This is a genomic window from Pseudonocardia halophobica (assembly GCF_027922425.1).
Taxonomy (GTDB): domain Bacteria; phylum Actinomycetota; class Actinomycetes; order Mycobacteriales; family Pseudonocardiaceae; genus Pseudonocardia; species Pseudonocardia halophobica.
In genome coordinates this window covers 181,271-207,244 of the sequence record NZ_BSFQ01000001.1, presented here as the reverse complement: position 1 = coordinate 207,244, position 25,974 = coordinate 181,271, and the positions used below count along the sequence as shown (strand labels likewise).

The window sequence follows — 25,974 nt, the reverse complement described above, 5'->3', positions numbered from 1 at the left end:
GAGGAACCGGTCGGCGACGGTGAGCGACGCGGTGCGGACCTCGCCCGGGATGCGCTGGCGGCCGCCCGGGAGGCCAACGCCCAGAAGCGGCAGGAGCGGGAGGCCGAGCAGCGGGGCGTGCGGCCGAAGGGCTTCGGCCGCGGTCGCCGCCGGCGCTGGTCCGGCCCCGGCCCGGACAACCGCGACCCGCAGCCGTTCGGCCGGGTGGTGTCCCGGGTGGCGATGGACCGCGGCTGGTCCTCGCGGCTGACCGACGCGACGGTGCTGGGCCGCTGGCCCACGCTCGTCGGGCCGGACATCGCCGACCACTGCACGCCGGTCTCGCTGCGGGACGGCGAGCTGACCCTGCAGGCGGAGTCGACCGCGTGGGCCACGCAGCTCCGGACGTTGCAGCGCCAGCTGCTGCAGCGGCTCGCCGGGGCGGTGGGGCCGGACGTCGTGCGCCGGATCCGCGTGGTCGGGCCGAGCGGGCCGAGCTGGCGGCACGGCCCCCGCCACGTCCGCGGCCGCGGCCCCCGGGACACGTACGGCTGACAGGCCAGGGAGTGCTGACCGGGCGGCGGTCCGGGGACCGTCGGGACACGGACGGGTGACCCGCCCCCGACGCACCTCCGCGACCAGCACGAACGGCGCTCCGGCTCACGAGGATGGGGCGAAGGTGCCGTTCGTTCATCCCGGCGGTGCCGGGCCGGGGACGACCGTTCGCGTCCGCCAGGGGCCCGCTCAGCGCCACATGACGCCGCAGCAGCGCCGTTCGACCCCCGTTCCCGCCGTCCGGACCCGTTTCGGCCCACGATCGCGCCGCTGTGACGATTCTGGACGTGTCCTAGCCGCATTCCTGTCGGGCCGGACCGGTAGAATCATCAGTAGTGCCGTGCGGGTCCCCGTGCCCCGCCCGGTCCTCGCCGGTACCGGCGCGTGTCCCGCGCGTCCCCGGGCCGGCTCTCGTGGCGAGGAGACCAACAGCCCGTGGCGGAGAAGAAGAGCGGCTACAGCGCGTCGTCGATCACGGTCCTCGAGGGCCTGGAGGCCGTCCGCAAGCGCCCCGGCATGTACATCGGCTCCACCGGCGAGCGCGGTCTGCACCACCTCATCTGGGAGGTCGTGGACAACGCGGTCGACGAGGCGATGGCCGGGTACGCGACGCGCGTCGAGGTGACCCTGACCGCCGACGGCGGTGTCCGCGTGGTGGACGACGGCCGCGGCATCCCGGTCGACATGCACCCGGTGGAGAAGAAGCCGGCCGTCGAGGTCGTGCTCACCGTGCTGCACGCCGGCGGCAAGTTCGACGGCAAGTCCTACGCGGTGTCCGGCGGCCTGCACGGCGTCGGCGTCTCGGTCGTGAACGCGCTGTCGAGCCGGCTGGACGTCGAGATCAACGTCGGCGGCCACGTCTGGACCCAGCGCTACGACCACTCGGTCCCCGGCGTCCTGCACAAGGGCGAGGCCACGAAGCGCACCGGCACCTCGATCACCTTCTGGGCCGACCCCACGATCTTCGAGACCACGACCTACAACCTCGAGACCATCCAGCGCCGGCTGCAGGAGATGGCGTTCCTCAACAAGGGGCTCACCATCGTCCTGCGTGACGAGCGCAACGGGGAGTCGGAGGAGGCCGAGGAGCCCGACGCCGAGGGCTTCGTGGCCAAGGTCAAGGAGCAGACCTTCCACTACCCGGGCGGTCTCGAGGACTTCGTCGCCCACCTCAACAAGAGCAAGGACCCGATCCACCGGAAGGTCATCGGCTACACCGGCGAGGGCCCCGGGCACCAGATCGAGGTCGCGATGCAGTGGAACTCGGGCTACTCCGAGTCCGTCTACACGTTCGCGAACACGATCAACACGCACGAGGGCGGCACCCACGAGGAGGGCTTCCGCTCCGCGCTGACCACCACGGTCAACCGGTACGCGCGGGACAAGAAGCTGCTCAAGGAGAAGGACCCGGCCCTGTCCGGGGACGACATCCGCGAGGGCCTCGCCGCGATCGTGTCGGTCAAGGTCGCCGAGCCGCAGTTCGAGGGCCAGACCAAGACCAAGCTCGGCAACACCGAGGTCAAGTCGTTCGTGCAGAAGATCAGCAACGAGTGGCTCTCGGACTGGTTCGAGCGCAACCCGGCCGAGGCCAAGATCATCGTGAACAAGGCGGTGTCGTCGGCGCAGGCCCGGCTGGCGGCCCGCAAGGCCCGCGAGCTGGTCAGGCGCAAGAGCGCGGGCGACATCGGCGGGCTGCCGGGCAAGCTGGCGGACTGCCGCTCCACCGACCCGACCAAGTCCGAGGTCTACATCGTGGAGGGCGACTCCGCGGGCGGCTCGGCCAAGTCCGGCCGGGACTCGATGTACCAGGCGATCCTGCCGATCCGCGGCAAGATCATCAACGTCGAGAAGGCCCGGATCGACCGCGTCCTCAAGAACACCGAGGTCCAGTCGATCATCACGGCGCTGGGCACCGGCATCCACGAGGAGTTCGACCTCGCGAAGCTGCGGTACCACAAGATCGTGCTGATGGCCGACGCGGACGTCGACGGCCAGCACATCCGCACGCTGCTGCTCACGCTGCTGTTCCGGTTCATGCGCCCGCTGGTCGAGGCCGGTCACGTGTTCCTCGCGCAGCCGCCGCTCTACAAGATCAAGTGGAGCGGGCGCGGCGCCGAGCCGGAGTTCGCCTACTCCGATGCGGAGCGGGACGGGCTGATCGCGGCCGGTCGCGAGGCCGGCAAGAAGCTGCCCAAGGACGAGGGCGTGCAGCGCTACAAGGGTCTCGGCGAGATGAACGCCAAGGAGCTCTGGGAGACGACGATGGACCCGGCGCACCGGGTCCTGCTGCGTGTCACGCTCGACGACGCCGCCACGGCGGACGAGCTGTTCTCCGTCCTGATGGGCGAGGACGTGGAGTCGCGGCGTTCCTTCATCACCCGCAACGCGAAGGACGTGCGCTTCCTGGACGTCTAGATCACACGCCTGTTCTAGACGCACGTACGGATCGCACGTGAGAGAAGGACGATGACCGACACCCTGGACCCCACGCTCCCACCGACCGGGCCCGCCGACGGCGGCGGTGGCGACCGGATCGAGCCGGTCGACATCCAGCACGAGATGCAGCGCTCGTACATCGACTACGCGATGAGCGTGATCGTGGGGCGCGCGCTGCCGCTGGTCGAGGACGGCCTCAAGCCGGTGCACCGGCGCGTCCTCTACTCGATGGGGGAGAACGGCTTCCGGCCGGACCGCTCCTACGTCAAGTGCGCCCGCGTCGTCGGCGAGGTGATGGGTAACTACCACCCGCACGGCGACTCGGCGATCTACGACGCGCTGGTCCGGCTCGCGCAGCCGTGGTCGATGCGCTACCCGCTGATCGACGGGCAGGGCAACTTCGGCTCCCGGGGCAACGACCCCGCGGCGGCCATGCGGTACACGGAGTGCCGCCTCTCGCCGCTCGCCCTCGCGATGTTGCAGGACATCAACGAGGACACCGTCGACCTGATCGACAACTACGACGGCAAGACGCAGGAGCCCGTCGTCCTGCCGTCGCGGGTGCCCAACCTGCTGATCAACGGCTCCGTCGGCATCGCCGTCGGCATGGCCACGAACATCCCGCCGCACAACCTGCGCGAGGTGGGCGAGGGCGTCGTCTGGGCGCTGGACAACCACGAGGCGTCGGACGAGGAGCTCCTCGAGGCGCTCATGGCCCGCATCAAGGGCCCGGACTTCCCGACGGCCGGCCTGATCGTGGGGCGGGACGGCATCGAGTCCGCCTACCGCACCGGCCGCGGCTCGGTGCGGATGCGCGCGGTCGTCGAGGTCGAGGAGGACGCCAAGGGGCGCACCACCCTCGTCGTCACCGAGCTGCCGTACCAGGTCAACCCGGACAACCTCGTCGAGTCGATCGCCTCGATGATCCGGGACGGCAAGCTCACCGGGATCTCCGAGATCAACGACGAGTCCTCCGACCGCGTCGGCATGCGGATCGTCTTCACACTGAAGCGCGACGCCGTGGCCAAGGTCGTGCTGAACAACCTCTACAAGCACAGCCAGCTGCAGTACAGCTTCGGCGTCAACATGCTGGCGATCGTCGACGGCGTGCCCCGCACGCTGCGGCTGGACCAGGTCGTCCGGAACTACATCCGGCACCAGATCGAGGTCATCGTCCGGCGCACCCGCTACCGGCTGCGCAAGGCCGAGGAGCGGGCCCACATCCTGCGTGGTCTGGTCAAGGCGCTCGACGCGCTCGACGAGGTCATCGCGCTGATCCGGGCGTCGGAGACGGTCGACGTCGCCCGGCAGGGCCTCATCGACCTGCTCGAGGTCGACGAGGTCCAGGCCCAGGCGATCCTGGACATGCAGCTGCGCCGCCTGGCCGCCCTGGAGCGGCAGAAGATCGTCGACGAGCTGGCCGAGATCGAGCTCGAGATCGCCGACTACGAGGACATCCTCGCCCGGCCCGAGCGGCAGCGGCAGATCGTCCGCGACGAGCTCATGGAGATCGTCGACAAGCACGGCGACGAGCGGCGCACCCGCCTCGTCGCCGACGACGGCGACGTCACCAACGAGGACCTCATCGCCGTCGAGGACGTGGTCGTCACGATCACCGAGACCGGCTACGCGAAGCGCACCAAGACGGACCTGTACCGCGCGCAGAAGCGCGGCGGCAAGGGCGTGCAGGGCGCCACGCTGAAGCAGGACGACATCGTCGCCCACTTCTTCGTGTGCTCCACGCACGACTGGATCCTGTTCTTCACGAACAAGGGCCGCGTGTACCGGCTCAAGGCCTACGAGCTCCCCGAGGCGAACCGCAACGCCCGCGGCCAGCACGTCGCCAACCTGTTGGCCTTCCAGCCGGACGAGCACATCGCCCAGGTCATGCAGATCAAGGACTACCAGGCCGCGCCGTATCTCGTCCTCGCGACGAGAAACGGCCTGGTGAAGAAGTCCCGCCTCGAGGACTTCGACTCCAACCGCTCGGGCGGCCTGATCGGCATCAACCTGCGGGACGAGGACGAGCTGATCGGTGCGGTGCTCTGCGCCGCGGACGACGACCTGCTGCTCGTCTCCGCCGAGGGCCAGTCGATCCGGTTCACGGCCAGCGACGAGGTGCTGCGCCCGATGGGCCGGGCCACGTCCGGTGTGCTGGGCATGCGCTTCAACGACGGCGACCGGCTGCTGTCGATCGGCGTGGTCGTGCCGGACCGCTTCGTCCTGGTCGCCACCGCGGGCGGGTACGCGAAGCGCACCCCGATCGAGGACTACCCGGTCCAGGGACGCGGCGGCAAGGGAGTGTTGACCCTCCAGTACGACCGCCGCCGTGGCACGCTGGTCGGCGCGCTCATCGTCGGGATCGACGACGAGCTGTACGCGATCACGTCGACCGGCGGTGTCATCCGGACCTCGGCCCGCGAGGTGCGGAAGGCCGGCCGGCAGACGAAGGGGGTGCGCCTCATGAACCTCGGCGAGAACGCCACGCTGCTGGCGGTCGCGCGCAACGCGGAGGACGATGCGGACGCCACCGAGGTGACCGGCTGAGGCCGGCCCACCGGGTGACCCCGCTGTCCCGCACGATGTCCTGCACGCCGACCGACGAGGAGTGCTCCACCTCGTGAGCGAGAACGAAGAGCCTGCGACGCCGCCGGGCGCCAAGGACGAGGGGCGGGTCGCCACGGACAGCCCCGACTCGCCCCAGCTGCCCGCCGACGGGGCCGCGGCGGCGCCGGTCGAGGCCGACACGGCCGAGGACCGGACCACGCCCGCGGCCGCGGAGGCGGGGCCGGCCGGGAACGGGGCCGTGGGTTCCGCGACCTCTACCAACGGGTCGTCCAATGGGTCCGGATCGGCCGCCGCCACCGCGGCCGAGCCGGCGAGTGCCGACGGCGCCTCGGCGCGGCCGGTGCCGAGCCCGCGCCCCGCGGCCGCATCGGGTTCCGCCGCGGCGGGGTCCGAGGCCGCGGCGGCGGGGGAGACCCAGGAGGTCCACCCGGGCACGGTGCCGACGCCTCCGCCGTGGCGGCGGGCGCAGGGCGAGGAGGGCGCGGAGGGCGCGGAGACGGTGCGCACGCCCCGTCCGGCCCCGCAGCGCTCGCCCGCGGTGGACTCGCTGCTCAGCGAGGCGCCCACGGCCTACATCGACCGGAGCGGGTCGCCCGGCGCCGAGGGGGCCGCGGGTGCCGCTGCCGCGGCCGGGCCCGCGACCCTCCCGGGCGGGTCCCAGGCCGAGGTGCACGCCGAGGTGCCGAACGTGGCCGGCCGGGCGCCGCGGCAGGCGCTGCTGCAGGTCAAGCGGTTCGACCCGTGGTCGGTGCTGAAGCTGGCGCTGGTCCTCGCCGTGGTGCTGTTCTTCATCTGGCTCGTGGCGGTCGGTGTGCTGTACGGCGTGCTCGACGGCATGGGCGTCTGGGACCGGCTCAACGGCACCTACGCCGACCTGGTCTCCGGCGGCGGCGAGAGCGGCGGCGGCTCGCTCATCAGCGCCGGCAGCGTCTTCGGCTTCGCGGCGATCATCGGCGCGATCAACAGCCTGCTGTTCGCGGTGGCCCTCACCGTGGGCGCGTTCGTCTACAACGTCTCCGCCGACCTCGTCGGTGGGATCGAGGTCACGCTCTCCGAGCGCGACTGAGGTCCGCCCCGCGGCGGCCCCAGACGGGCCGCCGACCTGCGGGTTCGCCTCCCGCCCCGGTTCGAGGGGCCGGTGCGGGAGGCCTGCGGGGGCTCATGTACAGTCGTTCCTGCCGCAGGGGCCTATAGCTCAGTTGGTTAGAGCGCATCGCTGATAACGATGAGGTCGCTGGTTCAAATCCAGCTAGGCCCACTCCTCTGGCACCGGCTCCGAAGGTGATCGACGTGAAGAAGATCCTCGCTCTCGTCGCCGCAGCCGGCGCCGCGATCCTGGTCCTCCTCAAGGTCAAGAGCCGTCCCGCCGAGGACCCCTGGCACGAGGCCACGAAGTAGGACGCCCGCACCGCGGGCCGCACGCGGTAGCGTGGGCCCCACGGGGACGTAGCTCAATTGGCAGAGCACCGCCTTTGCAAGGCGGGGGTTAGGGGTTCGATTCCCCTCGTCTCCACCACTCTGAACTGCAGTGACGCCTGCTGCAAGATCACATAATGATCATCTGGCACTGACTCGACGGGAACGGTGTCCTCCTACCCTGCTTGTGGCCGGTCGGTGTGCTCGTAGAGGTCGGACCTTCCACAGGTGCCCAGCCCGGAATGGTGCCGTCGGAGTGCAGCCTGGGCGCCAGCCCAGCTGGATCAGCTCGGTACCGGCCCCTTCGCGTCGGTACGCTGTGCTCATGACGCGTCTGGACCGCATCACCTCGGATCCGGCGGTGTGCCACGGCCAGCCGACGGTGCGGGGTCTGCGCTACACCGTCGAGAGCCTGCTCGAACTGTTGTCGGCAGGCATGAGCATCGACGAGGTGCTCGAGGACTACCCCGACCTCGAACGTGACGATCTGCTCGCGGCTTTGGAGTTCGGCGCGTTGGCGTCAGGTCGCCGTCGGGTGGTCCCGCTCGGCGCCGCGTGAGGTTCCTCGTCGACGCGCAGCTGCCTGCGCGACTGGCGCGGGCCTTGGCCGACGCCGGCCACCAAGCGCTGCACACGACCGATCTGCCGGACGGTAACCGGACGACGGACGCGCAGATCGCCGCTCTGGGTGGTCGTCACGAAGGACCGCGACTTCCGAGACGGACATCTGCTGTCCGGGTCGCCCCGCCGGCTACTCGTTGGTCGCGACCGGCAACATCACCAACGCGGCGCTGTTGGCGTCGTTCGCCGCGAACCTCGACGCGATCGTCGCTGCGCTGGACGAGGTCGCGTTCGTCGCGATCGGGCCGGAAGCGCTCGTCCTGCACCGCCCGCGCGAGGACGGTCCGGACCGCTCCTCGTGACACCGGGCTGCCGGGCAGCCGGAGCGGCACGTCGACCTCGCGACGCTCACGACAGTCCTCGAGGGTTACGACGTCAACCTCCTGCGACGAGGCACGAGGTGGACCAACGCCCCGCCCCCTGGCTCTGCACCGCCCGCCTGTGGGCCCGGCCCGACGGACGCGAGGTCTGTCAGAGAGACTGGGGGGCAGTGCCCGCCGTCTCGACTTGGAGCCTTTGATGCCGCAGGGGACCGTCCGTTGGTTCGACGCCGACCGGGGTTTCGGCTTCCTCGCGCCCGAGGACGGCTCGCCGGACGTGTTCGTGCACGCCTCCGAGATCGTCGGGGACGGCGGCGCGAAGGTGCTCCGCGAGGGTCAGGCCGTCGTGTTCGAGGTCGGCGAGAACGACCGCGGGCCCCAGGCGCTGCGCGTTCGCGTCACCGCCGATGCGGCCACCGGCAGCGCCGTGGGCCTGCTCGGCACCGTCAACTGGTACGAGCCGGGCAAGGGGTACGGCTTCGTATCGCCGGACGGCGGCGGCGCCGACATCTTCGTGCACAGCTCCGCCATCGTGACCGGCGGCGTGGTCACCGAGGGGCAGCGGGTGGCCTTCCTGATCGTCGAAGGCGAGCGCGGCCCGCAGGCCGAGCATGTGATCCCGCTGGGAGCGGTGGCCGGCCCATCCGCTGCGGGCGGCATCGCGGACGGTGCCGACGGCACGGTTGCCTGGTACGACGAGGACAAGGGCTTCGGCTTCATCAACCCCGACTCCGGCGCCGGGGACGTCTTCGTTCACGCCCGGGGTCTGGCCGAGGGGCTGACGTGGCTCGCGGAGGGCGACCGCGTCGCCTACGAGGTGGCCAGTGGGGACAAGGGTCCGCAGGCCCGCGACGTGCACCTGGTCCGGGAACCCCGGACGGCGCCGCAGCGGTCGGCACCCGGAGGGCCGGCGGCGCGGGACGTGCCCGTGCGAGGCGGCGAGGGCGTCGTCGCGCGCTACGACGGCGACCGCGGCTTCGGCTTCATCACCCCGGACGCAGGCGGCGACGATCTCTTCGCCCACGTGTCCGTGGTCCTGGGGTCGGAGCCGCTGCAGAAGGGTGACCGGGTCCGGTACGCGGTGCGTCAGAGCGACCGGGGCCCGCAGGCGGACCGCGTCGAACGCCTCTGAAGGGGCGGGCCCCACCGATGGCTGATCACTTCCCGACGAGAGTGCTCGTTCATCCCCGAATGTCCATTATGGACGAAATGGCACTGACGATGGCAATGAACCACCGCCGTCTCACATCACTCAGGACAGCCCATGCAACGGCGATGCCCCGCTGACCTGCAGAATGCAATGCAGCTCACATCGCTGGTTTCCTTTGCAAGGCGGGGGTTAGGGGTTCGATTCCCCTCGTCTCCACCAGGCAAAACGACCCCCGCTGGGACGTCCTTGGCGGAGGTCGTGCCGCACACGTGCCACACCGGTGGTGAGTGAGGCCAGCCGGGGATCGCAGTCTGCCCGGATATGCAGAGGAGGCGGACATGTCGGCGAGCGCGGAGAGCGGCGACGAGTAGTTCGCGCGGCTCTGCCTCGAATGCATCGAGCAGGTGACTTGTTCGCGGCTCGATCTCCCAGGTCAGGACGGTAGCCTCGACTACCGCATCGACTACCCCGGCGCGCCCGCGCGCTTGAGATCACCACGTTGACGAACTCGAAGAGTCGCGAGATTGCTTCGTCGCTGGAAGCCACTCCGATCGTCGCGCAGCCTGAGCGGTTCGCCTGGATCCTGGCGTTGGAGCCGGAGGCATCGCTGCGCAACGCGCGTCGACACGTTCCGCAGCTGATCGAGCTCTGCGAGTCCGTCAGCGGCGAGCCGCGCATGAGCGACGAGTCCTCCGAAGTCCGCTGGGTCGACCCAGCCCAGCTCGACGAGCTGGACATTCACCCCTCCGTCCGGCTCCGCATCGACCACGGACCCCAGGAGCGGGCCGAGCCGTCCTACACCTGACCGGCCAGCCCCACCGAGGCGATCCACGCCGCTGCCCGCTCGACTGCGTCAGTTCGTCAGTTCGCTCATCGAGTCGCAGCCAGCACTGCTGCAAGGCCCGCCTGCACATCCTTGACGAAGGGTTTGGGAGCCTCCAGTGAGGGGAAGTGTCCTCCGCGCTCGGGCGACCTCCATCGCACGATCTGTCGGTACCGTTCCTGCGCCCAGGGGCGCGGGCACTTCTCGATGTCGCGCGGGTAGACGCTGATAGCGGAGGGGACGTCGACGCGCAGGTCGGGGTCGAGCGAGTTGTGGCTCTCGGAGTAGATGCGGGCGGCCGAGGCGCCGGTCCGTGTCAGCCAGTACAGGGTGACGTCGTCGAGGATCCGGTCGCGGGAGATGGTCTCGAACGGGGTGTCCTCGGTGTCCGTCCACTCGGCGAACTTGTCGAGGATCCAGGCCAGTAGCCCGACCGGTGAGTCGACGAGCGAGTAGCCGATGGTCTGCGGGCGGGTCGCTTGTTGCTTCGCGTACGCCGCGCGGTGGCGCCAGAAGTCGCGGGTCTCCTCGGTCCATGCGAGTTCGGTCGCGGTCAGTCCGTCCGTCGCCAACCCGGGTGGTGCCTGGGCTGTCGTCGTGTGGATGCCCAGGACGTGGTCCGGGAACCTGCCGGCGAGGATCGTGGTGATCACGCCGCCCCAGTCGCCGCCGTGGGCGAGGAACTCGTGGTAGCCGAGTCTCCCCATCAGCTCCACCCAGGTGGCCGCGATCTTCTCCGTTCCCCATCCGGTGGCGGTTGGTTTGTCGCTGTAGCCGAACCCCGGAAGCGAGGGGACGACGACGTGGAACGCCGGCGCGTCCGCGGACCCCGGGTCGGCCAGTTCGTCCACGATGTCGACGAACTCGGCGACGCTGCCCGGCCAACCGTGCGTGACGATGAGCGGAGTGGCGTCCGGGCGTGTGGATCTGCGGTGCAGGAAGTGGATTCCGAGGCCGTCGATGGTCGTGTGGAACTGGCCGATCTGATCGAGACGTGTCTCGAACGACCGCCAGTCGTAGCCGGTCCGCCAGTACTCCACGACGTCGACCAGGTCGTCGAGAGGCACGCCCTGCTGCCAACGGTCGGGTCCGCGCGCGCCCCGCTGGACCGTCTCGGGCTCCGGCAGACGTGCGGCGGCCAGTCGTGCGCGGAGGTCGGCAAGGTCCGCGTCTGTCGCAGGGGCGTCGAAGACGCATACGTCACTGGTCGATCGGTTCACGAGGACCTCCTGAGTGTCGTTGGAACCAGCAAAGACGGTTCTAGCAGGCGCCAAGACCGGAGAGCAACCGGCTATGCTGGTTCCATGTCCGCGCAGCTTCCCGAGTTCCGGCTCGGCGCGGTGCTGGCGACGAGCTTCACGGGGACCCTGTCGGAGCGCCGGGGCGAAGCCGTGGAGCGCATCCCCACGCCGAGCCGACTCATCGACTGGTTGGCGGTGTACGGCCTCGTGGTCGAGTCCTGCACCGACGTCCAGCTCGACCGTGCTCGGGAGCTGAGAGAGGCGATCCACGCCGCCGCGACCGCCGCCGCGACCCAGGACCCACTCCCGGCGTCGGCCGTACAGATCATCAACGACCGCAGCGCTCAGGGGCATGCGACGGCAATCTTGACACCGGGGGGCGAGCGCCGCTGGCAGCTCGGCTCGACGTCCGGGCTGGAGGACGCCCTTGGCGTGATCGCCGCAGACGCGATCAGCATCATCTCGGGCGAGCGCGACGGAAGATTGGCGTTGTGTGCCTCACCGACCTGCCGAGCGGCCTTCTTCGACACCAGCCGAAGTCGCACTCGCAGGTGGTGTGAGATGAACACGTGCGGGAACCGTCAGAAGAAGGCGCGCTTCAGGGCCAGCCACCGCAATAGCCCAGAACAGCAGAGCGATACCTAGCGCATCGGCGGGATTCCGGGAGTTCTGGAGCCCTTCTCAATCTGACCGGTCAGCCCTATCGACGCGATCCAGGCCTCGGCGCGCTCGACCGCTCCCACCCGCTCAGCCATTCCGCGGTCGAGGGCTTGAGTGACGTAGTGATCCGGGCGTGGCGGCCCGCACATCGTCCATTCGCTCAGCGAAGGTCATGCGCTGTCCATCCGGGCCGATGGTCCTGTCGCACCACCACAGGAAATCCCGCGTCAGCGTCCGCTCGTCGGAAAACTCCGCGAGCTGGTCCGCCACCCCGAACAGCTCCGCCTCCGCGGCCGCGGACGAGTGCATCGCGACCAGGCCGACGAGGCGCTCCAGGACGTCCGCGCTGACGAGGTACCGAGCCCCGTCGAGGGGATGGAACCCGGTCGTCGCCAGCTCCGGGCGTAGCCGACATCGTGAAGCCACGCAGCCGCGTGCAGCAGCTCGCCATCCTCGCCGAGCGCATCTGAAAGCTGCCCGGGGCGACGAGCCAGCGACTGCACAGGAGACCACCGACGCGGCAACGTCACCTGGGGCTCGGCCCACGCCGCCAAGAACTGACAGGGTTCGGGCGGCGGGGCTTCCCGGCGCCGGCCTCGAACGCGGGGCGTCAGCGCCCGTTGCGGTGCGCCCCGAACCCGTCGACGATGTGGCGCTCCATCACTGCGAAGGCCTGATCCGGCCCGACCCGCATCGCCGCGGTGAGATCGTAGTGCTCGGAGAGCTGCTCGCCTCCCCCGTCGTGGGCGAAGGTGTGGAACTGCTCGAAGATCTGCAGGGCCTTGGCGCGGTCCCACACGCTGTCGAACAGCTCGACGAGGATGGGGTTCGCGGCGGCCTCGACGACGGACCGATGGACCAGCCGATTCAGGTGGTAGGCCTCGGCCGCGGTCTCCGCCCCCTTCTCGACAGCGGTCTCGATGACGGCCTCGATGGTGCGGATCGCGGGCTCGCCGAGCTCGGCCACCCGGCGCGCAGAGTAGGCCTCGACCGCGATACGGGAGTCGTAGAGGTGGGCCAGATCGGCGGCGGCGATGGCGCGGACGGTGTACCCCTTGCGGCCGGTCGGCTCGACGAGCCCCTCCCGCTCCAGGCGGCGCAGGGCGTCCCGCACCGGGGTCCGGCTGATCCCGAGCCGCTCGGCGATCGCGTCCATGACCAGCCGCGAGCCCGGGGGCAGGTCCCCGGCCAGCATCGCCTCGCTGATCCGACGGTAGGCCTCGTCCGCCAGGGGCGTCCCCACCCGCCCGATGGGCTGGAGCACCATGCCGACCTCCCCGTCGCTGTCCACGGTCCCGCTGTGCGGTTCCGCCGTCCGCAGCCCCGCGCGTTGCCGGCCGGCAGGCGCGGGTCCTCCGGGTGCGGCGGGCTCGGCCGGAGTGCCCGGTCGAGCGCATCGCCTCACCCGAACCGATCCTAGTGCTTGCGTGATCAACAGCGAGCCGCCATACTCTCATCGTATACGAAACACGGAACACGAATCCGTAGTCGTTCGTTCCCGACGCGCACCGCCGACCGTCCCCACACACCCCTCGCGGAGGCAGCGATGACAGTTTCCCGCGACTTGCCGGCCGTCGCGCCGGCGCCAGGTCGCACCGACTACGCGGCGCTGGTGCGCGAGGATCGAGTGCACCGGTCCGTCTACACCGAGCAGCACATCTTCGACGAGGAGATGGTCAAGGTCTTCGGCGGCCGCTCGTGGGTCTACCTGGCCCACGAGTCACAGCTGCCGGAGCCGAACTCCTTTCGGTCCGTCCGGATGGGTCTGCGCCCGGTGATCGTCACGCGGGACCGCAGGGGCGACCTGCACGCGGTGTTCAACCGGTGCAGCCACCGGGCCGCCACGCTGTGCCGCGAGGAGTCCGGCACCGCGAAGAGCTTCCAGTGTCCGTACCACGGCTGGACCTTCCGCAACACCGGCGAGCTCGTCGGGACCCCGTGGCCGAAGGGCTTCGGGCCGTCGTTCGACAAGTCCGAGCACGGCCTGCACAAGGTCGCCCGAGTGGAGTCCTACCGCGGCTTCGTCTTCGGGACGCTGAACGAGTCCGCCCCGTCGGTGGTGGACTGGCTGGGCCCGGCGGCCGGCTGGCTCGACTACTGGGTCGACCGCGCCCCCGGTGGCGAGGTCGTCGTCCGCAGTGCCGCGCACCGGATGGGTTACCGCGGCAACTGGAAGCTCGCCTACGACAACGCGGGCGACGGGTACCACCCCGCCTTCTCCCACCGGTCGCTGCTCGAGATGGCCTCTCGCATGGGCGATGCGAAGGACATGGCCTACTTCGGCCGCTCCCCGGACGAGGGCCCCATGCGGACCTACATGCTCGGCAACGGACACAGCGTGATCGACCAGCGGCCGAACTACGACGGCCCGGGCAGCTTCTGGGCCAACCAGCGCCCGCAGCCCGGCCGGGAGTGGTTCGAGGAGAAGATCCGGGCCGAACACGGCGCCGACGCCGACCGGCTGCTGGACCTGACCATCGGCTCGCAGATCAACCTGAGCATCTTCCCCAACCTGTTGGTGATCGGGAACCAGATCCAGGTCATCGAGCCGCTCGGGGTGGACCGCACGCAGCTCACCTGGCATGCCACCACGATCGGCGGAGTGCCACCGGAGGTGAACACGATGCGGATGCGCACCCAGGAGGACTTCCCGGCCTTCGGCGAGCCCGACGACCAGGCCAACTTCGAGGAGGTCCAGCGTGGACTGGCCGCGCCCGAGGCCGAGTGGGTGCTGATGAACCGCGGGCTGGACGTGCCGGGGTGGCAGGAGGTGGGCCCGGACGGCGTCGTGTCCAGCACCGCGACCGACGAACTGCACATGCGCCGCTACTACGCCGCATGGCTCGAGATGATGAGCGAGGGCACCGCGCGATGAGCCGTCGGACCCCGGCCGAGTACGCCGACACCTCCTCGTGGTCCTACCACGTCGACGACCGGTTCTATGCGGAGCTGGCGCGCCAGTCCGCCCTGCTGCGCGAGGACTGGCCCGACGCCGGTGTCGCCGAGATCGTCGAGGCGCAGTCGTTCCTCGCCCGCGAGGCCAGACTCGTGGACGTGGGCCGGTTCAACGACTGGCTGGAGCAGTTCACCGACGACTGCCTGTACTGGGTCCCGGTGACCGCGGGCGCCGGGGACCCGACCGTCGAGGTCTCGCACGCCTTCGACGACCGGCGCCGGCTCACCGATCGCGTCTACTGGCTGCGCACTGGGCTGGCGTTCAGCCAGATCCCGGCCTCCCGGACGCGGCGGCTGATCGGCAACGTGGAGACGACCGTCGACCCGGTGACCGACGAGCGGCTCATCCGCTCCACCTTCGTGGTGCACGAGCTCCGGGCCGGGGTGACCAAGACCTATCCCGGCTGGTACGGCCACGTGCTCAGACGGACCGGCGACGGTTGGCGGATCAAGCTCAAGCAGGTCAACCTGCTGGAATCCGACCAGATCCACGAGAACCTCACCCTGGTGTTCTGATGGGGGACGAGGAACCGGCCACCCTGCGGGCGCAGGTCGACGCGTTGCGCCACGAGAACGCGTTGCTGCACCGGCGGCTCGCCCGGCTGGAGCGACAGGTCCGCAGCACCCGGCCGCTGGTGGAGCAGGCGCGGACCCTGTCCTTCTGGGACTTCACCCCCTACCAGGTCACCCCGGACGACACCTGGGTGGCGGTCGACCGCGGTAAGGCGATGGCACTGATGGGCGCGCTCGCCGGGATCGACCACTGGGACCCGTGGGGCACCGGTATCGAAGCGAGGCCGCAGCCATGACGACCGTCGCCGTTCTCACCCACGTCGACGAGGCGGTCGGGGGGCTCGTCGAGGAGACCGCCCGCGAGCACGGGCACGCCTACCGGACGGTGCGGCCCTACCGGGGGGAGGCCTTCCCGGCGCTCGACGAGATCGGCGCCGTGGTCGCGCTGGGCGGGCCGCAGGCGGCCTACGAGGACCATCCGTACCTGGCCGAGGAGGAGCGCTTCCTGCGCGACGCCGTCCACGCCGGCCTCCCGGTGCTCGCGATCTGCCTCGGCTCGCAGGTGCTGGCCCGAGCGCTCGGGGGCTGCGCGCGGCCCGGCGAGGCGGGCCTGGAGGCCGGCGTCATCCGGGTCCGGTCCGCGGCCCCCGCCGGGACCGGGGTGGAGGGGGAGTACTTCTCCTTCCACTCCGACACGATGACGCCGCCGCCCGGGGCCGAGATCCTCGCCGAGTCCGACCGCTACGTGCAGGCCTGGACGCTCGGGACGGCACTCGCGATCCAGTTCCACCCCGAGATGACCCTGGACGGGGTGCAGGACCTGCTCGCCGTGGAGGGTCCGAAGCTCGAACGGTTCGGTGTCGATGTCGCCGCGGTGCGCGCCGATGCCGAGCGGTACTTCGCCTGCGGCGCCCGGGACTCCCGGGCGCTGCTCGACCGCTGGTTCCACGACATCGCAACCGCCCGCTTCCGACACTGACACGGAGGAGAAGCCCATGCCCACCACCGGCTCGTTCATCGAGCGCCACGACCTGTACGGACCCGAGAAGATCGAGGCCGCCGAGCGGACCAAGAAGCTGGTCGAGCAGCACGATGTCGAGTTCGTCCGCGTCGTGTGGCCGGATCAGCACGGCCTGCTGCGCGGCAAGGCGCTGACCCGGACGGCGTACTTCAGCGCGCTCAAGACCGGCAACGAGATCACCATGGCGCCGTTCTTCTTCGACACCGCCAACGCCATCGTGCTCAACCCGTTCAGCGCCGACGGCGGCTTCGCGGTCGAGGGCCTGGGCGGCAGCCCGAACGTCACCATGGTTCCGGACCCGGAGACCTTCCGGCTGCTGCCCTGGGCGCCGAAGACCGCGGTGGTCTTCGCCGACCTCTTCATGGGCAACGGGTCGCTGTTCCCGCTCGCGCCGCGCACCATCCTACGGAACGCCCTGGCCAAGCTCGCCGAGCGGAACTACACCCTCGTCGCCGGTATCGAGATGGAGTGGTACCTCACCCGCATCGTCGACGACCTGCTCGGCCGGTGCTCGCTCGGCGCGCCGGGATCCCCGGCGGACCCGCCGCAGGTCGCCCCGGTCGCCCGCGGGTACAACTACCTGCTGCTCGACCACCTCGACGAGATCGACGAGGCGCTCACCCCGATCCGCGACTCGGTGCTCGCCATGGGCCTGCCGCTGCGCTCCTTCGACGACGAGTGGGCCCCCAGCCAGGTCGAGACGACGTTCGACGTGATCGAGGGGCTCGCGGCGGCGGACGCGGCCAGCCTGTTCAAGATGGCCGCCAAGCAGACCGCGAAGCGGCACGGGTACCTCGCCTCGTTCATGTGCACGCCCGCGATCGCCGGGTTCTACGCCAGCGGCTGGCACCTGCACACCTCCATCGCCGACAGCACCACCGGGGAGAACCTGATGGTCCCCGGCGAGGGCGAGACCCTCTCCGAGCTGGGTCGACACTACGTGGGTGGGCAGCTCGCGCACGGCGCCGCGGCGTCGGTGTTCACCACCCCGACCGTCAACGGGTACCGCCGCCGGCGGCCCTACTCGCTGGCCCCGGACCGGCTGACCTGGGCCTACGACAACCGCGCCGCGATGATGCGGGTGATCAGCGCCCCGGGCGACAAGGCCTCGCACGTGGAGAACCGCGTGGGTGAGGCGTCGGCGAACCCCTATCTGTACATGGCGTCGCAGGTGGTCGCCGGCCTCGACGGCATCGTCAACCGGACCTCCCCCGGGCCGCTGAGCGAGGACCCCTACAGTGCCGAGGTCGAGCAGCTGCCGGCCAGCCTGTCCGACGCGGTCCGGGTGCTGGAGGACGACCGGTTCTTCCGCGCCGAGTTCGGCAGCACTTTCGTCGACTACATGGTCACGATGAAGCGCAGCGAGATCGGCCGGTACGAGGCCTGGGTCGCCGAGAACCCCGACTCCGAAACCTACGTCAACGGCGTCACCGACTGGGAGCACCGCGAGTACTTCGAGTTGTTCTAGTCCGTGCACCACCCTGGGCCCGGCCGACGGAACACCCGTCGGCCGGGCCCGGCACCCGGTCCGGGGTCCCCGGGATCGTCGCCGAGTGCGGGGGCGCGCTCGCGTGCGCAACCTGCCATGGCTGTTGAGCGCGCACTGGGTAAGGGGGCGACGATCCCGCCGGGAGCCGCGGCGGACGCGGCCACCCCGTTGAAGGACCTCATCGTCGGTCTGGCGTGACCTGGGCAATTGGTACCCGGTGCGTCTACCCGTTCCCTCGGTCGTGAGGCGAGGGGTCGGCTGGTGCTCAAGCACGAGGAGGGCACCTGTCACTGCCGCCGCGCCAGGAGTCCACCCTTCGCGGAAACGGGACGCCGGCCGACCCCGTCGCCTCGTCGATCGCATCTCCGACGTGGTCGAGCCGGACGGCCTTCGTTCATCAATTCGTCGAAGAACTCGAGCGCGTCGGCCTCGGTCCGGCCAGTCACGGGTGGCGGTAGACTGCCGCGCCGCTGGACGACCGGGCGCCGAGGATGGCGCGACGTGTTCCTCGACCTGGGCACTCTCGACCGCAGGAGGACCAGTGGGCTCTTGTTCGGGCGTGCGGCGGTACAAGGCGTGCATCGTGGTGCAGGCGACGGGCGCGTTCCAGGTCCCGTCGAAGAACAGGGCGAATCGGATGACGGTGCCGAGGAGCCGAGCTGACCGTCCAGCCTGCTGACGACGGTGCCCATGTGGGGTAGCGGGTGTGGCGTTCGCGAGCGTGAACCATGATCACCCGTCGCTCTGACGGCGGTGTAGAGGAGGTTCATGGGCGACGACGTCATGGCTCGGGTGATCGCCGCTGTGCAGCGCGGTCAGACCGGCCAGCGAGCGATGGCCCGGCAGCAGCTGGAGAACATGTGGGTCGAGGTCGAGCGGGGCGGAGGCGACGACTTCCACCGCTGCGTGATCGCGCATTTCCTGGCCGACCTGCAGGACGATGACCTGGCCGAGCTGCTGTGGGACGAGCGCGCGCTAGCCGCTGTAGAAGGTGTGACCGACGAGCGTGCGCAGGAGTTCGATCGCAGGCTGCAGGTTCGGGGGTTCATGCCGTCGCTGTACCTGAGCGTCGCCGATGACCACCGCCGACTCGGCGACACCGACCGCGCTCATGAGCATCTCGAGAAGGCGCGAGCCACGGTCGGCGCGCTGGGCGAGGGCGCATACGGCGAGCTGGTCAGAGGCGCGCTGGACAAGATCGATCAAGCCCTGGCCGCGGGCTGCACTGAGCAGCTGGCAGGCGATTGACGTCGCACTCAAAGCAGCCTACGGCCAGGAACTCCGGTCCGCAGTGGATATTTGAACCTGGGTCGTTCGAAGCCAGCGCAGGCAACACGGACAGGGCTGGAGGGGCGCTGACCTGCTGACTGCAACGCAGGTCACGACGCCGATTTCCTTCAAGGCGGGGGTCAGGGGTTCGATTCTCCTCGTCTCCACCACCGCTGACCAGCTTGCACGCCGAGCGCGGACGACCCTCGAGGCGTCCGTCAGTCCACGGCTGCAGCTGCAGAGGCATGCGGCGCAGCGACGACGTCTGCGTAGCGGTCGCGGAAGGGGGCGCTGGCCGCCGGACCGGCGGCGAAGACGAACCCGTCGCCGTCGACCCGACGTCCGGTGGCGTCGTCGACGAGCACGGGCTCGACCTCCTGCCCGGTGGCGGCGTCGACGAGGATCATGCTGCGATCGGCCGGATCGAGCCGCGCGTTCCCCCAGGCGGCGAGGGCGACGATCACCGGCCGCAGGGAGCGGCCGAGCTCGGTGAGGACGTACTCGTGGCGGACCGGGTTGGTCTGGTACGGCCGCTTCTCCAGGAGCCCGTTCTCGACGAGGGTCTTCAGGCGGCGGGTGAGCATGCTGGTGGAGATCTGCAGGTTCTCCTCGAACTGGTCGAAGCGGCTGTAGCCGTCGAAGCAGTCGTGCAGGATCAGCAACGTCCACCACTCGCCGACGTACCCCAGAGCCGTCGACAGTGGGCACTCGCGGTCCTCGAGCCGGATCCTGCCTGCCACGGTTGACTCCCTCCGAGTTGCTGCTACTGTCGAAGTCACTGACTTCTATTCTAGCAGTAGCGAGGGCCGATGACTGAGCAGGATCTCCTCGGACGACGCGCACTGGTCACCGGGGGTACGAAGGGCACCGGCGCCGCCGTCGCGCAGCGGCTGCGCGCAGCCGGCGCGGACGTGACGGTCACGGCGAGGTCCATGCCGGCCGGCTGCACCGATCGGTCCCACTTCATCGCGGCGGACGCGACGACTCCCGAGGGGGTGCGAGCCGTTGTCGAGCAGGTCGTGCGGAACGGGGGAGTGGACATCCTCGTGCACGTCGCGGGGGGTTCGCACGCGCCGTCCGGAGGGTTCGCCGCCTTGACCGACGACCACTGGTGGGAGGAGCTGAACCTCAACCTCCTCAGTGCCGTGCGGCTCGATCGCGGACTGCTGCCCGGGATGATCGAGCGCGGCAGGGGTGCGATCGTCCACGTGACGTCGATCCAGCGCACCATGCCCCTGTTCGACGCGACCCTGGGCTACGCCGCCGCCAAGGCCGGGCTGGCGACCTACAGCAAGGGCCTGGCCAACGAGGTCGCCCCGCGCGGCATCCGCGTCAACACCGTGTCTCCCGGGATGATCAGGACGACTGCGGCCGAGGCGCTCATCGACCGGATCGCCCAGGGGCAGGGCATCGGCGCGGAGGCCGCCCTGGCGACCCTGACGGACTCCCTCGGCGGGATCCCGTTGGGCCGACCCGCCGAGCCCGCCGAGGTGGCCGAGCTCGTCGCATTCCTGGTCTCGGACCGGGCCTCGGCGATCACCGGCGCGGAGCACGTCATCGACGGCGGCACCGTCCCGACCATCTGATCCCGTCCCTGATCCGACCGCGACCCGGTCGTCACCCGACAAGGAGAATCATGACCGCCGTCACCCTCCCCCGGATCGTCCGCGAGTACTTCGAGCTCGCCTCCTCCCAGGACCACGAGGCCTACCTGGCGTTGTTCGCCGAGGACGCCCTCGTGGAGGACGAAGGCGGGGAGCACTCCGGCACCGCCGCTGTCCGCGCCTGGCGCTCCGGCGTCCCGCTCGTCACCCACACGATCACCGCGGTCGAGCAGTCCGCGGACGGACCGGTCGTGACCTGCACGATCTCCGGCGACTTCCCGGGCAGCCCGTTCGCCGGTCTCCAGTTCCACTTCGAGGAGTTCGACGACGAGCAGGTGAAGGTGTTGCGCATCCGTCCGAAGGCCGGATGACGCCGCACCTCGCCGTGCAGCGCGGCCGTCCGGTTCTCCACGACCCGTGCCGTCGGCCTCCTGGCCCGGGTCACCGCGAGCAGAACGGCGTGTCCGGTCGTACCCTTCCCACCGGACGGGCGGGAGGAGTGGACCCGTGGAACCGTTGACCTTCGACAGCAACGATGTCGGCCTGGTCGAGGCGACCGTGAGCAGGTTGTACTCCCGGATGCGCATCGGCGCGGTCGGCGCGCGCACCCGCGCGCAGATCACCCGGCGCGTGATGGCGCCCGAGATCAGCTTCGACGATCTCGACTACAGCTTCGACATCGGCTACTCCGCCGAGCCCCAGGGGCTCATGATCATCTGCGATGTCGTCTCCAACACCATCCGCAGGGAGGGCGAGGGCGGCTTCGAGGTGTTCGGTCCCGGCGACCAGTTCCTGATCAGCCGGCCCGATCTCCCCTACGCCGGGGTCGCACACGCCACCCGCCTGCAGTTCACCCTGATCGACCCCGCCCTCCTGACCCGCGTGGCGGCGACCGGGAAGGCGGACGAGGCAGACCCGGTGCGCGTGCTCGACCACCGGCCGGTCTCCCGAGAGGCAGCGCTGCAGCTGCGACGCTCCGTCGCCTACGTGCGCGACAGCGTGCTGGACGCCCCCGACGCGGCCCAGGCGCCGCTGGTGGTCTCCACCGCGAGCCAGTATCTGGCCGCGCGCGTCCTCCAGACCTTCCCGACCACCGCAGTGTCCACGCCGAGCACCACCGACCGGCACGACGCCAGCCCGTCCACCGTGCGCCGTGCCGTCGCCTTCATCGACGCCAATCCCGATCTCGAGCTCACGCTGACCGACATCGCCCGTGCCGCCTGTGTCACCCCCCGCGGCCTGCAACTCGCCTTCCGGCGCCATCTGGACACCACCCCCATGCGCTACCTGCGCCGCGTCCGCCTCGACCACGCCCGCGACGAGCTCTGCGCTGCCACCGCCGACGACGGTCGGACCGTCGCCACCGTCGCCGCACGGTGGGGGTTCACCCACTCCCGGTTCACGCAGCAGTACCGCACCGCCTACGGCGAGCTCCCCAGCCGCACCCTGCGCGAAGGGATGATCACGACGTTCCGGTCGTCGGCGTGAGGACGTCGGCCCCTACCGGAGGCTGATCTCGGCCCAGACGGTCTTGCCCCCGGGTGGGTGGGGCACCTGGCCCCAGGCGCTGGCCAGGCTCTGCACGATCAGAAGTCCGAAGCCACCTGACCCCGGTGGTCTCCTCGTGCGGTCGGCGACGGTGGCCGCCTGCGGGCTCCGGTCGTCGATCTCCATGCGGAGGACCCTGCCGGGGACGAGGCGCAGGCGGCACTGCCCGGCAGGTGCGCCGTGGGTCAGGGCGTTCGTCACCAGCTCGGTCAGGATGCTCAGCGTCGCCGTGATCGCCGGTTCGGGAGCCGCGGCGTCGGTGAGCAGCTCGTGCACCCACTCCCGCAGGTCGGCGAGGATGCACGGGTCGGCGTCGCTGAGCTCCACGGACACGACTCGTCCCCGGGGCTGCACGACGGTCCGCCTCCCCTCTCGCCGATTGGGGCGAGGGCGGAGTTACCCGTCACCGGTGTCTCATGCAGAGATGACCACGTTCTCGGTCTCGCCCAGCCCGGCGATGTCCAGGATCTGCCGCACGGAGTCCCCGGGGCGGAGCAGGACGAGGGTCTGGCCGGCCGCGCGCAACCGTGGCAGTGCGTCGAGCACGACGTGGCATCCGGCCGCGGCCAGATGCCGCACCTCGCTGATCTCGACCGTCCGCGTGCCGTGGTCGATGGCGGCGCGCAGGACGGCGCCGAACCGGTCGGCGTTGCTGATGTCGATCTCCCCCGAGATCGTGAGCGCCTCGGGGTCGCGGCGGGCCGCGAACCCGATGTCGTCCAGCGCGGTGTGCGCCCCCACCACCTGCTGCAGGGTCGTGGGCGTCTCCGTCGAGGTGTCGTAGTAGCACAGCACCGTGAGCGGGTTCGAGGCGGCGAGCCGGGTGAGATCGAGTTCGTGTTCCAGCATCGCCGCGGGGTCGGGCGTGATGGTGCGCAGGGCAGTGCCGTCGCACACGATCGCCACCCCTCGGTGGCCGGCGTCGCGGGCCTGCTCGATCAGCGCGAGGTGCCAGCTGCGCAGCGCTGCGGGCTGTCCGGCGGTCTCCGCGTGACAGCGTGCCGCCTCGATCAGGCTCACCTGACCGGAGGCGAGCACGTCACCGCCGAGCAGCGCGGTGAGCCGGTGACGGACCTCCGGGTCGGGTTCGGTGTGCTTGTAGAAGAGCTGTCTACCCTGGCTCAACTCGCGGTCCATCCAGGCCCCGACGCGTTCGTCCCCGGCGTGCCCGGACCGGTGGACGAGCGCGGTGTGCGGCCCTTCGAGCCAGCGAACGGCAGGGGCCGGGCCCCGGCCGGTGTCGGCCGTCATCATGCGCCGATCACCGATCGTGATCGCGGTCCGGTGCACACCAGGTCTCCCTGCGGTTCCTCGTTCGCGTCCACGCTCGAACCCGTCGAGTCTCCTCGCCGACAGCGGGCACGGTCTGCACCGTGGACGAACGACCGCGTGTCCGGGCTGTGCGGAATACGAAGGCGCCTCCCCGGGACGACGCGGGTCGCACGCCCATGACGGACGCCCCGGACCGCCGCGGGTGCGGCGGGCCGGGGGCGTCGGAAAGTCGGGTCAGCGCAGGTCGAACCGGTCCAGGTTCATGACCTTGTCCCAGGCCTTGACGAAGTCACGGACGAACTTCTCCTTGGCGTCGTCGGCGCCGTAGACCTCGACGATGCCGCGCAGGATCGAGTTCGAGCCGAAGACCAGGTCGACGGCGGTGGCGGTGCGCACCACGTTGCCCTGGGCGTCGCGGGCCTCGTAGACGCCCTCGGCGTCCTTCGACGTGCTCCACTCGACCCCGAGGTCGAGCAGGTTGCGGAAGAAGTCCTGCGACAGGACGCCAGGCCGGTCGGTGAACACGCCGTGCTGCGTGCCGCCGGTGTTGGCGGCCAGCACGCGCAGGCCGCCGATCAGCACGGTCAGGTCCTTCGCCGAGAGCTCGAGGTTGTAGGCCCGGTCGACGAGCAGCGTCTCCGGCTCCAGCTTCACGTCCGGGGAGATCCAGTTGCGGAACCCGTCGGCGCGCGGCTCGAGGTACTGGAAGGTGTCGACGTCCGTCTGCTCCTGCGACGCGTCCGTGCGACCGGGGGCGAACGGCACGGTGACCGTGACGCCCGCGTCCGCCGCGGCCTTCTCGACGGCCGCGGCGCCGGCCAGCACGATCGTGTCGGCGAGCGAGACGGGCTTGCCGAACGCCTGACGGACCTCGTCGAGCTTCGCGATGACCTCGGCGGTGCCGGCGTTGACCGGCCAGCTCGCCTGCGGCTCCAGGCGCAGCCGGGCGCCGTTCGCGCCGCCGCGCTTGTCGGTGGTGCGGAAGGACGCCGCGGACGACCAGGCGGTGTGCACGAGCTGCGACACCGTGAGGCCGGAGGCGAGGATCTGCTTCTTGAGCTCGGCGGCGTCGGAGTCCGACAGCAGCTCGTGCTCGACGGCCGGGATCGGGTCCTGCCAGAGCTGGACCTCGCTCGGCACCCACGGGCCGACGTAGCGCGAGACCGGGCCCATGTCGCGGTGCAGCAGCTTGAACCAGGCCCGGCGGTAGGCCTCCGCGAACTCCTCGGGGTTGTCGCGGAACCGCTCGGAGATCTTGCGGTACTCCGGGTCGGCGAGCAGCGAGAGGTCGCTCGTCGCCATCATCGGCGGGTTCTTCTTGCCCTCGATGTGCGCGTCGGGCACGAGCTCCTGGCCCTCGGCCTCCTTGGGCTTCCACTGCTTGGCGCCCGCGGGGCTCTGCGTGAGCTCCCACTCGAAGCCGAACAGCATGTCCCAGTAGCCGTTGTCCCACTGGGTGGGGTTCGGGGTCCAGGCGCCCTCGAGGCCGCTGGTGACGGTGTCGGCGCCCTTGCCGGTGCCGTTCTGGTTCTTCCAGCCGAGGCCGCCGGAGAACACCGGGCAGCCCTCCGGCTCCGGACCGACGAGGTCCGGGTTGCCGGCGCCGTGCGCCTTGCCGAAGGTGTGGCCACCGGCGATGAGGGCGACGGTCTCCTCGTCGTTCATCGCCATCCGGCCGAAGGTCACCCGGATGTCGTGGGCCGTCGCGAGCGGGTCCGCCTCGCCCTTCGCACCCTCCGGGTTGACGTAGATGAGGCCCATGGTGACGGCGCCGAGGGCGCCCTCGAGCTCGAGCGGGGCGTCGCCGCTGTAGCGCTCGTCGCCGAGCCAGGTGTCCTCCGGGCCCCAGAAGACCTCGTCCGGCTGCCACACGTCCGGGCGGCCGAAGGCGAAGCCGAAGGTCTCGAAGCCCATGTCCTCGTGGGCGACGTTGCCGGCGAGCACCAGCAGGTCGGCCCAGGACAGGCTGCGGCCGTACTTCTGCTTGACCGGCAGCAGCAGGCGACGGGCCTTGTCCAGGTTGCCGTTGTCCGGCCAGCTGTTGAGCGGGGCGAAGCGCTGGGCGCCCTCACCGCCGCCGCCGCGGCCGTCGTGCTGGCGGTAGGTGCCGGCGGCGTGCCACGACATGCGGATGAACAGCGGGCCGTAGTGGCCCCAGTCCGCGGGCCACCAGTCCTGAGAAGTGCGCATGACCTGGACGATGTCGGCCTTGACGGCCTCGAAGTCCAGCTGCGAGACGGCCTTCTTGTAGTCGAAGTCGTCGTCGCCGAGCGGGTCGGACTCGCGCGAGGTCCTCGTCAGCACGGACAGGTCGACCTGGTTCGGCCACCAGTCACGGTTGGAGCGCGGCCGCTGGTCGACGTGCGCAGTGGGGCCGGCGAGGGCCGGGTTCTCGCTCTCGCTGCGGCTCGCGGTGGTGTCGGTGCCCTGCGGGCTCGCGGAGTCGTCGCGTGGCTTCGGGTCGGTCACGTCAGGTCCTTCCTCACGGGGAACGCCGGTCCCGGAGGGCCGGCCTGGTGGTGGGTGCGGTCTGG

General features: G+C 70.5%; 25 protein-coding genes and 2 tRNA genes. 21 read left to right on the top strand and 6 right to left on the bottom strand.

Translation table 11 applies throughout. The annotated features are described in order from the left end of the window. Positions 1 to 54 precede the first annotated feature (54 nt). The 11 genes from PKE99_RS01015 (at position 55) to PKE99_RS38780 (ending at position 9,850) form a co-directional block, all read left to right on the top strand. Complete coding sequence (locus tag PKE99_RS01015) at positions 55 to 534, top strand: DciA family protein (protein ID WP_037042518.1); 480 nt, start codon at positions 55 to 57, stop codon at positions 532 to 534. A 435-nt stretch (positions 535 to 969) separates the two neighbouring features. Continuing rightward, the gene (gene gyrB / locus PKE99_RS01010) at positions 970 to 2,949 is read left to right on the top strand and encodes a DNA topoisomerase (ATP-hydrolyzing) subunit B (protein WP_037042115.1); all 1,980 of its coding nucleotides are present in this window, start codon (positions 970 to 972) and stop codon (positions 2,947 to 2,949) included. 51 nt (positions 2,950 to 3,000) lie between these two features. Beyond that, on the top strand, positions 3,001 to 5,517 hold the full coding sequence (gyrA, locus tag PKE99_RS01005; protein ID WP_081923872.1) for a DNA gyrase subunit A: 2,517 nt from the start codon (positions 3,001 to 3,003) through the stop codon (positions 5,515 to 5,517). A 73-nt stretch (positions 5,518 to 5,590) separates the two neighbouring features. Beyond that, positions 5,591 to 6,604 (top strand): DUF3566 domain-containing protein, encoded by a 1,014-nt coding sequence (locus PKE99_RS01000; RefSeq protein ID WP_438865904.1) that lies wholly within the window; start codon positions 5,591 to 5,593, stop codon positions 6,602 to 6,604. Between the two features lie 118 nt (positions 6,605 to 6,722). Further along, a tRNA-Ile gene (locus PKE99_RS00995) sits at positions 6,723 to 6,796 on the top strand. A 32-nt stretch (positions 6,797 to 6,828) separates the two neighbouring features. Further along, complete coding sequence (locus tag PKE99_RS00990; RefSeq protein ID WP_231498087.1) at positions 6,829 to 6,936, top strand: DLW-39 family protein; 108 nt, start codon at positions 6,829 to 6,831, stop codon at positions 6,934 to 6,936. 42 nt (positions 6,937 to 6,978) lie between these two features. Then, positions 6,979 to 7,054: transfer RNA gene (locus PKE99_RS00985), tRNA-Ala, on the top strand. Between the two features lie 225 nt (positions 7,055 to 7,279). Next, complete coding sequence (locus PKE99_RS00980; RefSeq protein WP_037042522.1) at positions 7,280 to 7,513, top strand: DUF433 domain-containing protein; 234 nt, start codon at positions 7,280 to 7,282, stop codon at positions 7,511 to 7,513. A gap of 199 nt (positions 7,514 to 7,712) precedes the next feature. Then, positions 7,713 to 7,877 carry a hypothetical protein gene (locus PKE99_RS00975; protein ID WP_231498088.1) on the top strand — a complete coding sequence of 55 codons (165 nt, stop codon included), beginning with the start codon at positions 7,713 to 7,715 and terminating at the stop codon, positions 7,875 to 7,877. A gap of 217 nt (positions 7,878 to 8,094) precedes the next feature. After that, the gene (locus PKE99_RS39565; protein WP_037042116.1) at positions 8,095 to 9,027 is read left to right on the top strand and encodes a cold-shock protein; all 933 of its coding nucleotides are present in this window, start codon (positions 8,095 to 8,097) and stop codon (positions 9,025 to 9,027) included. 517 nt (positions 9,028 to 9,544) lie between these two features. Then, positions 9,545 to 9,850, top strand: a complete 306-nt coding sequence (locus PKE99_RS38780) for an NUDIX hydrolase (protein ID WP_051736966.1) — start codon at positions 9,545 to 9,547, stop codon at positions 9,848 to 9,850. Positions 9,851 to 9,915: 65 nt separating this feature from the next. Here the strand turns inward: PKE99_RS38780 and PKE99_RS00960 are convergent, their stop codons facing one another. Next, positions 9,916 to 11,088: an epoxide hydrolase family protein gene (locus PKE99_RS00960; RefSeq protein ID WP_037042118.1), complete on the bottom strand. Its 1,173-nt coding sequence runs from the start codon at positions 11,086 to 11,088 to the stop codon at positions 9,916 to 9,918. Between the two features lie 84 nt (positions 11,089 to 11,172). On the opposite strand from PKE99_RS00960, the gene PKE99_RS00955 reads away from it, so the two are divergent. Then, positions 11,173 to 11,754 carry a CGNR zinc finger domain-containing protein gene (locus PKE99_RS00955; RefSeq protein WP_037042120.1) on the top strand — a complete coding sequence of 194 codons (582 nt, stop codon included), beginning with the start codon at positions 11,173 to 11,175 and terminating at the stop codon, positions 11,752 to 11,754. Between the two features lie 625 nt (positions 11,755 to 12,379). On the opposite strand, the gene PKE99_RS00950 is transcribed toward PKE99_RS00955, so the two are convergent. Continuing rightward, positions 12,380 to 13,036, bottom strand: a complete 657-nt coding sequence (locus PKE99_RS00950; RefSeq protein WP_156067308.1) for a GntR family transcriptional regulator — start codon at positions 13,034 to 13,036, stop codon at positions 12,380 to 12,382. Between the two features lie 279 nt (positions 13,037 to 13,315). Here PKE99_RS00950 and PKE99_RS00945 point away from each other — a divergent pair, with 279 nt between their 5' ends. The 6 genes from PKE99_RS00945 (at position 13,316) to PKE99_RS00920 (ending at position 18,995) form a co-directional block, all read left to right on the top strand. Next, complete coding sequence (locus PKE99_RS00945; protein ID WP_037042124.1) at positions 13,316 to 14,644, top strand: aromatic ring-hydroxylating oxygenase subunit alpha; 1,329 nt, start codon at positions 13,316 to 13,318, stop codon at positions 14,642 to 14,644. Beyond that, a complete protein-coding gene (locus PKE99_RS00940) occupies positions 14,641 to 15,240 on the top strand; it encodes an aromatic-ring-hydroxylating dioxygenase subunit beta (RefSeq protein ID WP_037042126.1) in 600 nt (199 codons plus the stop codon). The genes PKE99_RS00945 and PKE99_RS00940 overlap by 4 nt, the downstream gene beginning before the upstream one ends. Further along, a complete protein-coding gene (locus PKE99_RS00935) occupies positions 15,240 to 15,533 on the top strand; it encodes a hypothetical protein (protein WP_037042128.1) in 294 nt (97 codons plus the stop codon). Before PKE99_RS00940 ends, PKE99_RS00935 begins: the two co-directional genes overlap by 1 nt. Continuing rightward, positions 15,530 to 16,216: a type 1 glutamine amidotransferase gene (locus PKE99_RS00930; RefSeq protein ID WP_037042129.1), complete on the top strand. Its 687-nt coding sequence runs from the start codon at positions 15,530 to 15,532 to the stop codon at positions 16,214 to 16,216. The genes PKE99_RS00935 and PKE99_RS00930 overlap by 4 nt, the downstream gene beginning before the upstream one ends. 16 nt (positions 16,217 to 16,232) lie before the next feature. Continuing rightward, positions 16,233 to 17,726, top strand: coding sequence for a glutamine synthetase family protein (locus PKE99_RS00925; protein WP_037042131.1), 1,494 nt, complete (start codon positions 16,233 to 16,235; stop codon positions 17,724 to 17,726). Between the two features lie 789 nt (positions 17,727 to 18,515). Continuing rightward, positions 18,516 to 18,995 (top strand): hypothetical protein, encoded by a 480-nt coding sequence (locus PKE99_RS00920; RefSeq protein ID WP_037042133.1) that lies wholly within the window; start codon positions 18,516 to 18,518, stop codon positions 18,993 to 18,995. Positions 18,996 to 19,234: 239 nt separating this feature from the next. Here PKE99_RS00920 and PKE99_RS00915 read toward each other — a convergent pair whose 3' ends face one another. Then, a complete protein-coding gene (locus PKE99_RS00915) occupies positions 19,235 to 19,756 on the bottom strand; it encodes a winged helix-turn-helix transcriptional regulator (RefSeq protein WP_037042135.1) in 522 nt (173 codons plus the stop codon). 69 nt (positions 19,757 to 19,825) lie between these two features. Between PKE99_RS00915 and PKE99_RS00910 the strand changes: the two genes are divergently transcribed. The 3 genes from PKE99_RS00910 (at position 19,826) to PKE99_RS00900 (ending at position 22,108) form a co-directional block, all read left to right on the top strand. After that, on the top strand, positions 19,826 to 20,602 hold the full coding sequence (locus PKE99_RS00910) for an SDR family oxidoreductase (RefSeq protein ID WP_037042137.1): 777 nt from the start codon (positions 19,826 to 19,828) through the stop codon (positions 20,600 to 20,602). A 50-nt stretch (positions 20,603 to 20,652) separates the two neighbouring features. Then, positions 20,653 to 20,991, top strand: coding sequence for a nuclear transport factor 2 family protein (locus tag PKE99_RS00905; protein ID WP_037042139.1), 339 nt, complete (start codon positions 20,653 to 20,655; stop codon positions 20,989 to 20,991). A gap of 136 nt (positions 20,992 to 21,127) precedes the next feature. Beyond that, on the top strand, positions 21,128 to 22,108 hold the full coding sequence (locus PKE99_RS00900; protein ID WP_037042141.1) for a helix-turn-helix domain-containing protein: 981 nt from the start codon (positions 21,128 to 21,130) through the stop codon (positions 22,106 to 22,108). 12 nt (positions 22,109 to 22,120) lie between these two features. Here the strand turns inward: PKE99_RS00900 and PKE99_RS00895 are convergent, their stop codons facing one another. From PKE99_RS00895 to katG, 3 genes are all read right to left on the bottom strand, one after another. Further along, the gene (locus tag PKE99_RS00895) at positions 22,121 to 22,501 is read right to left on the bottom strand and encodes an ATP-binding protein (protein ID WP_197040505.1); all 381 of its coding nucleotides are present in this window, start codon (positions 22,499 to 22,501) and stop codon (positions 22,121 to 22,123) included. An 81-nt stretch (positions 22,502 to 22,582) separates the two neighbouring features. Further along, positions 22,583 to 23,458 carry an MEDS domain-containing protein gene (locus PKE99_RS00890; RefSeq protein WP_051736969.1) on the bottom strand — a complete coding sequence of 292 codons (876 nt, stop codon included), beginning with the start codon at positions 23,456 to 23,458 and terminating at the stop codon, positions 22,583 to 22,585. Positions 23,459 to 23,674: 216 nt separating this feature from the next. After that, positions 23,675 to 25,909 (bottom strand): catalase/peroxidase HPI, encoded by a 2,235-nt coding sequence (gene katG / locus PKE99_RS00885; protein WP_037042144.1) that lies wholly within the window; start codon positions 25,907 to 25,909, stop codon positions 23,675 to 23,677. Positions 25,910 to 25,974 lie beyond the last annotated feature (65 nt).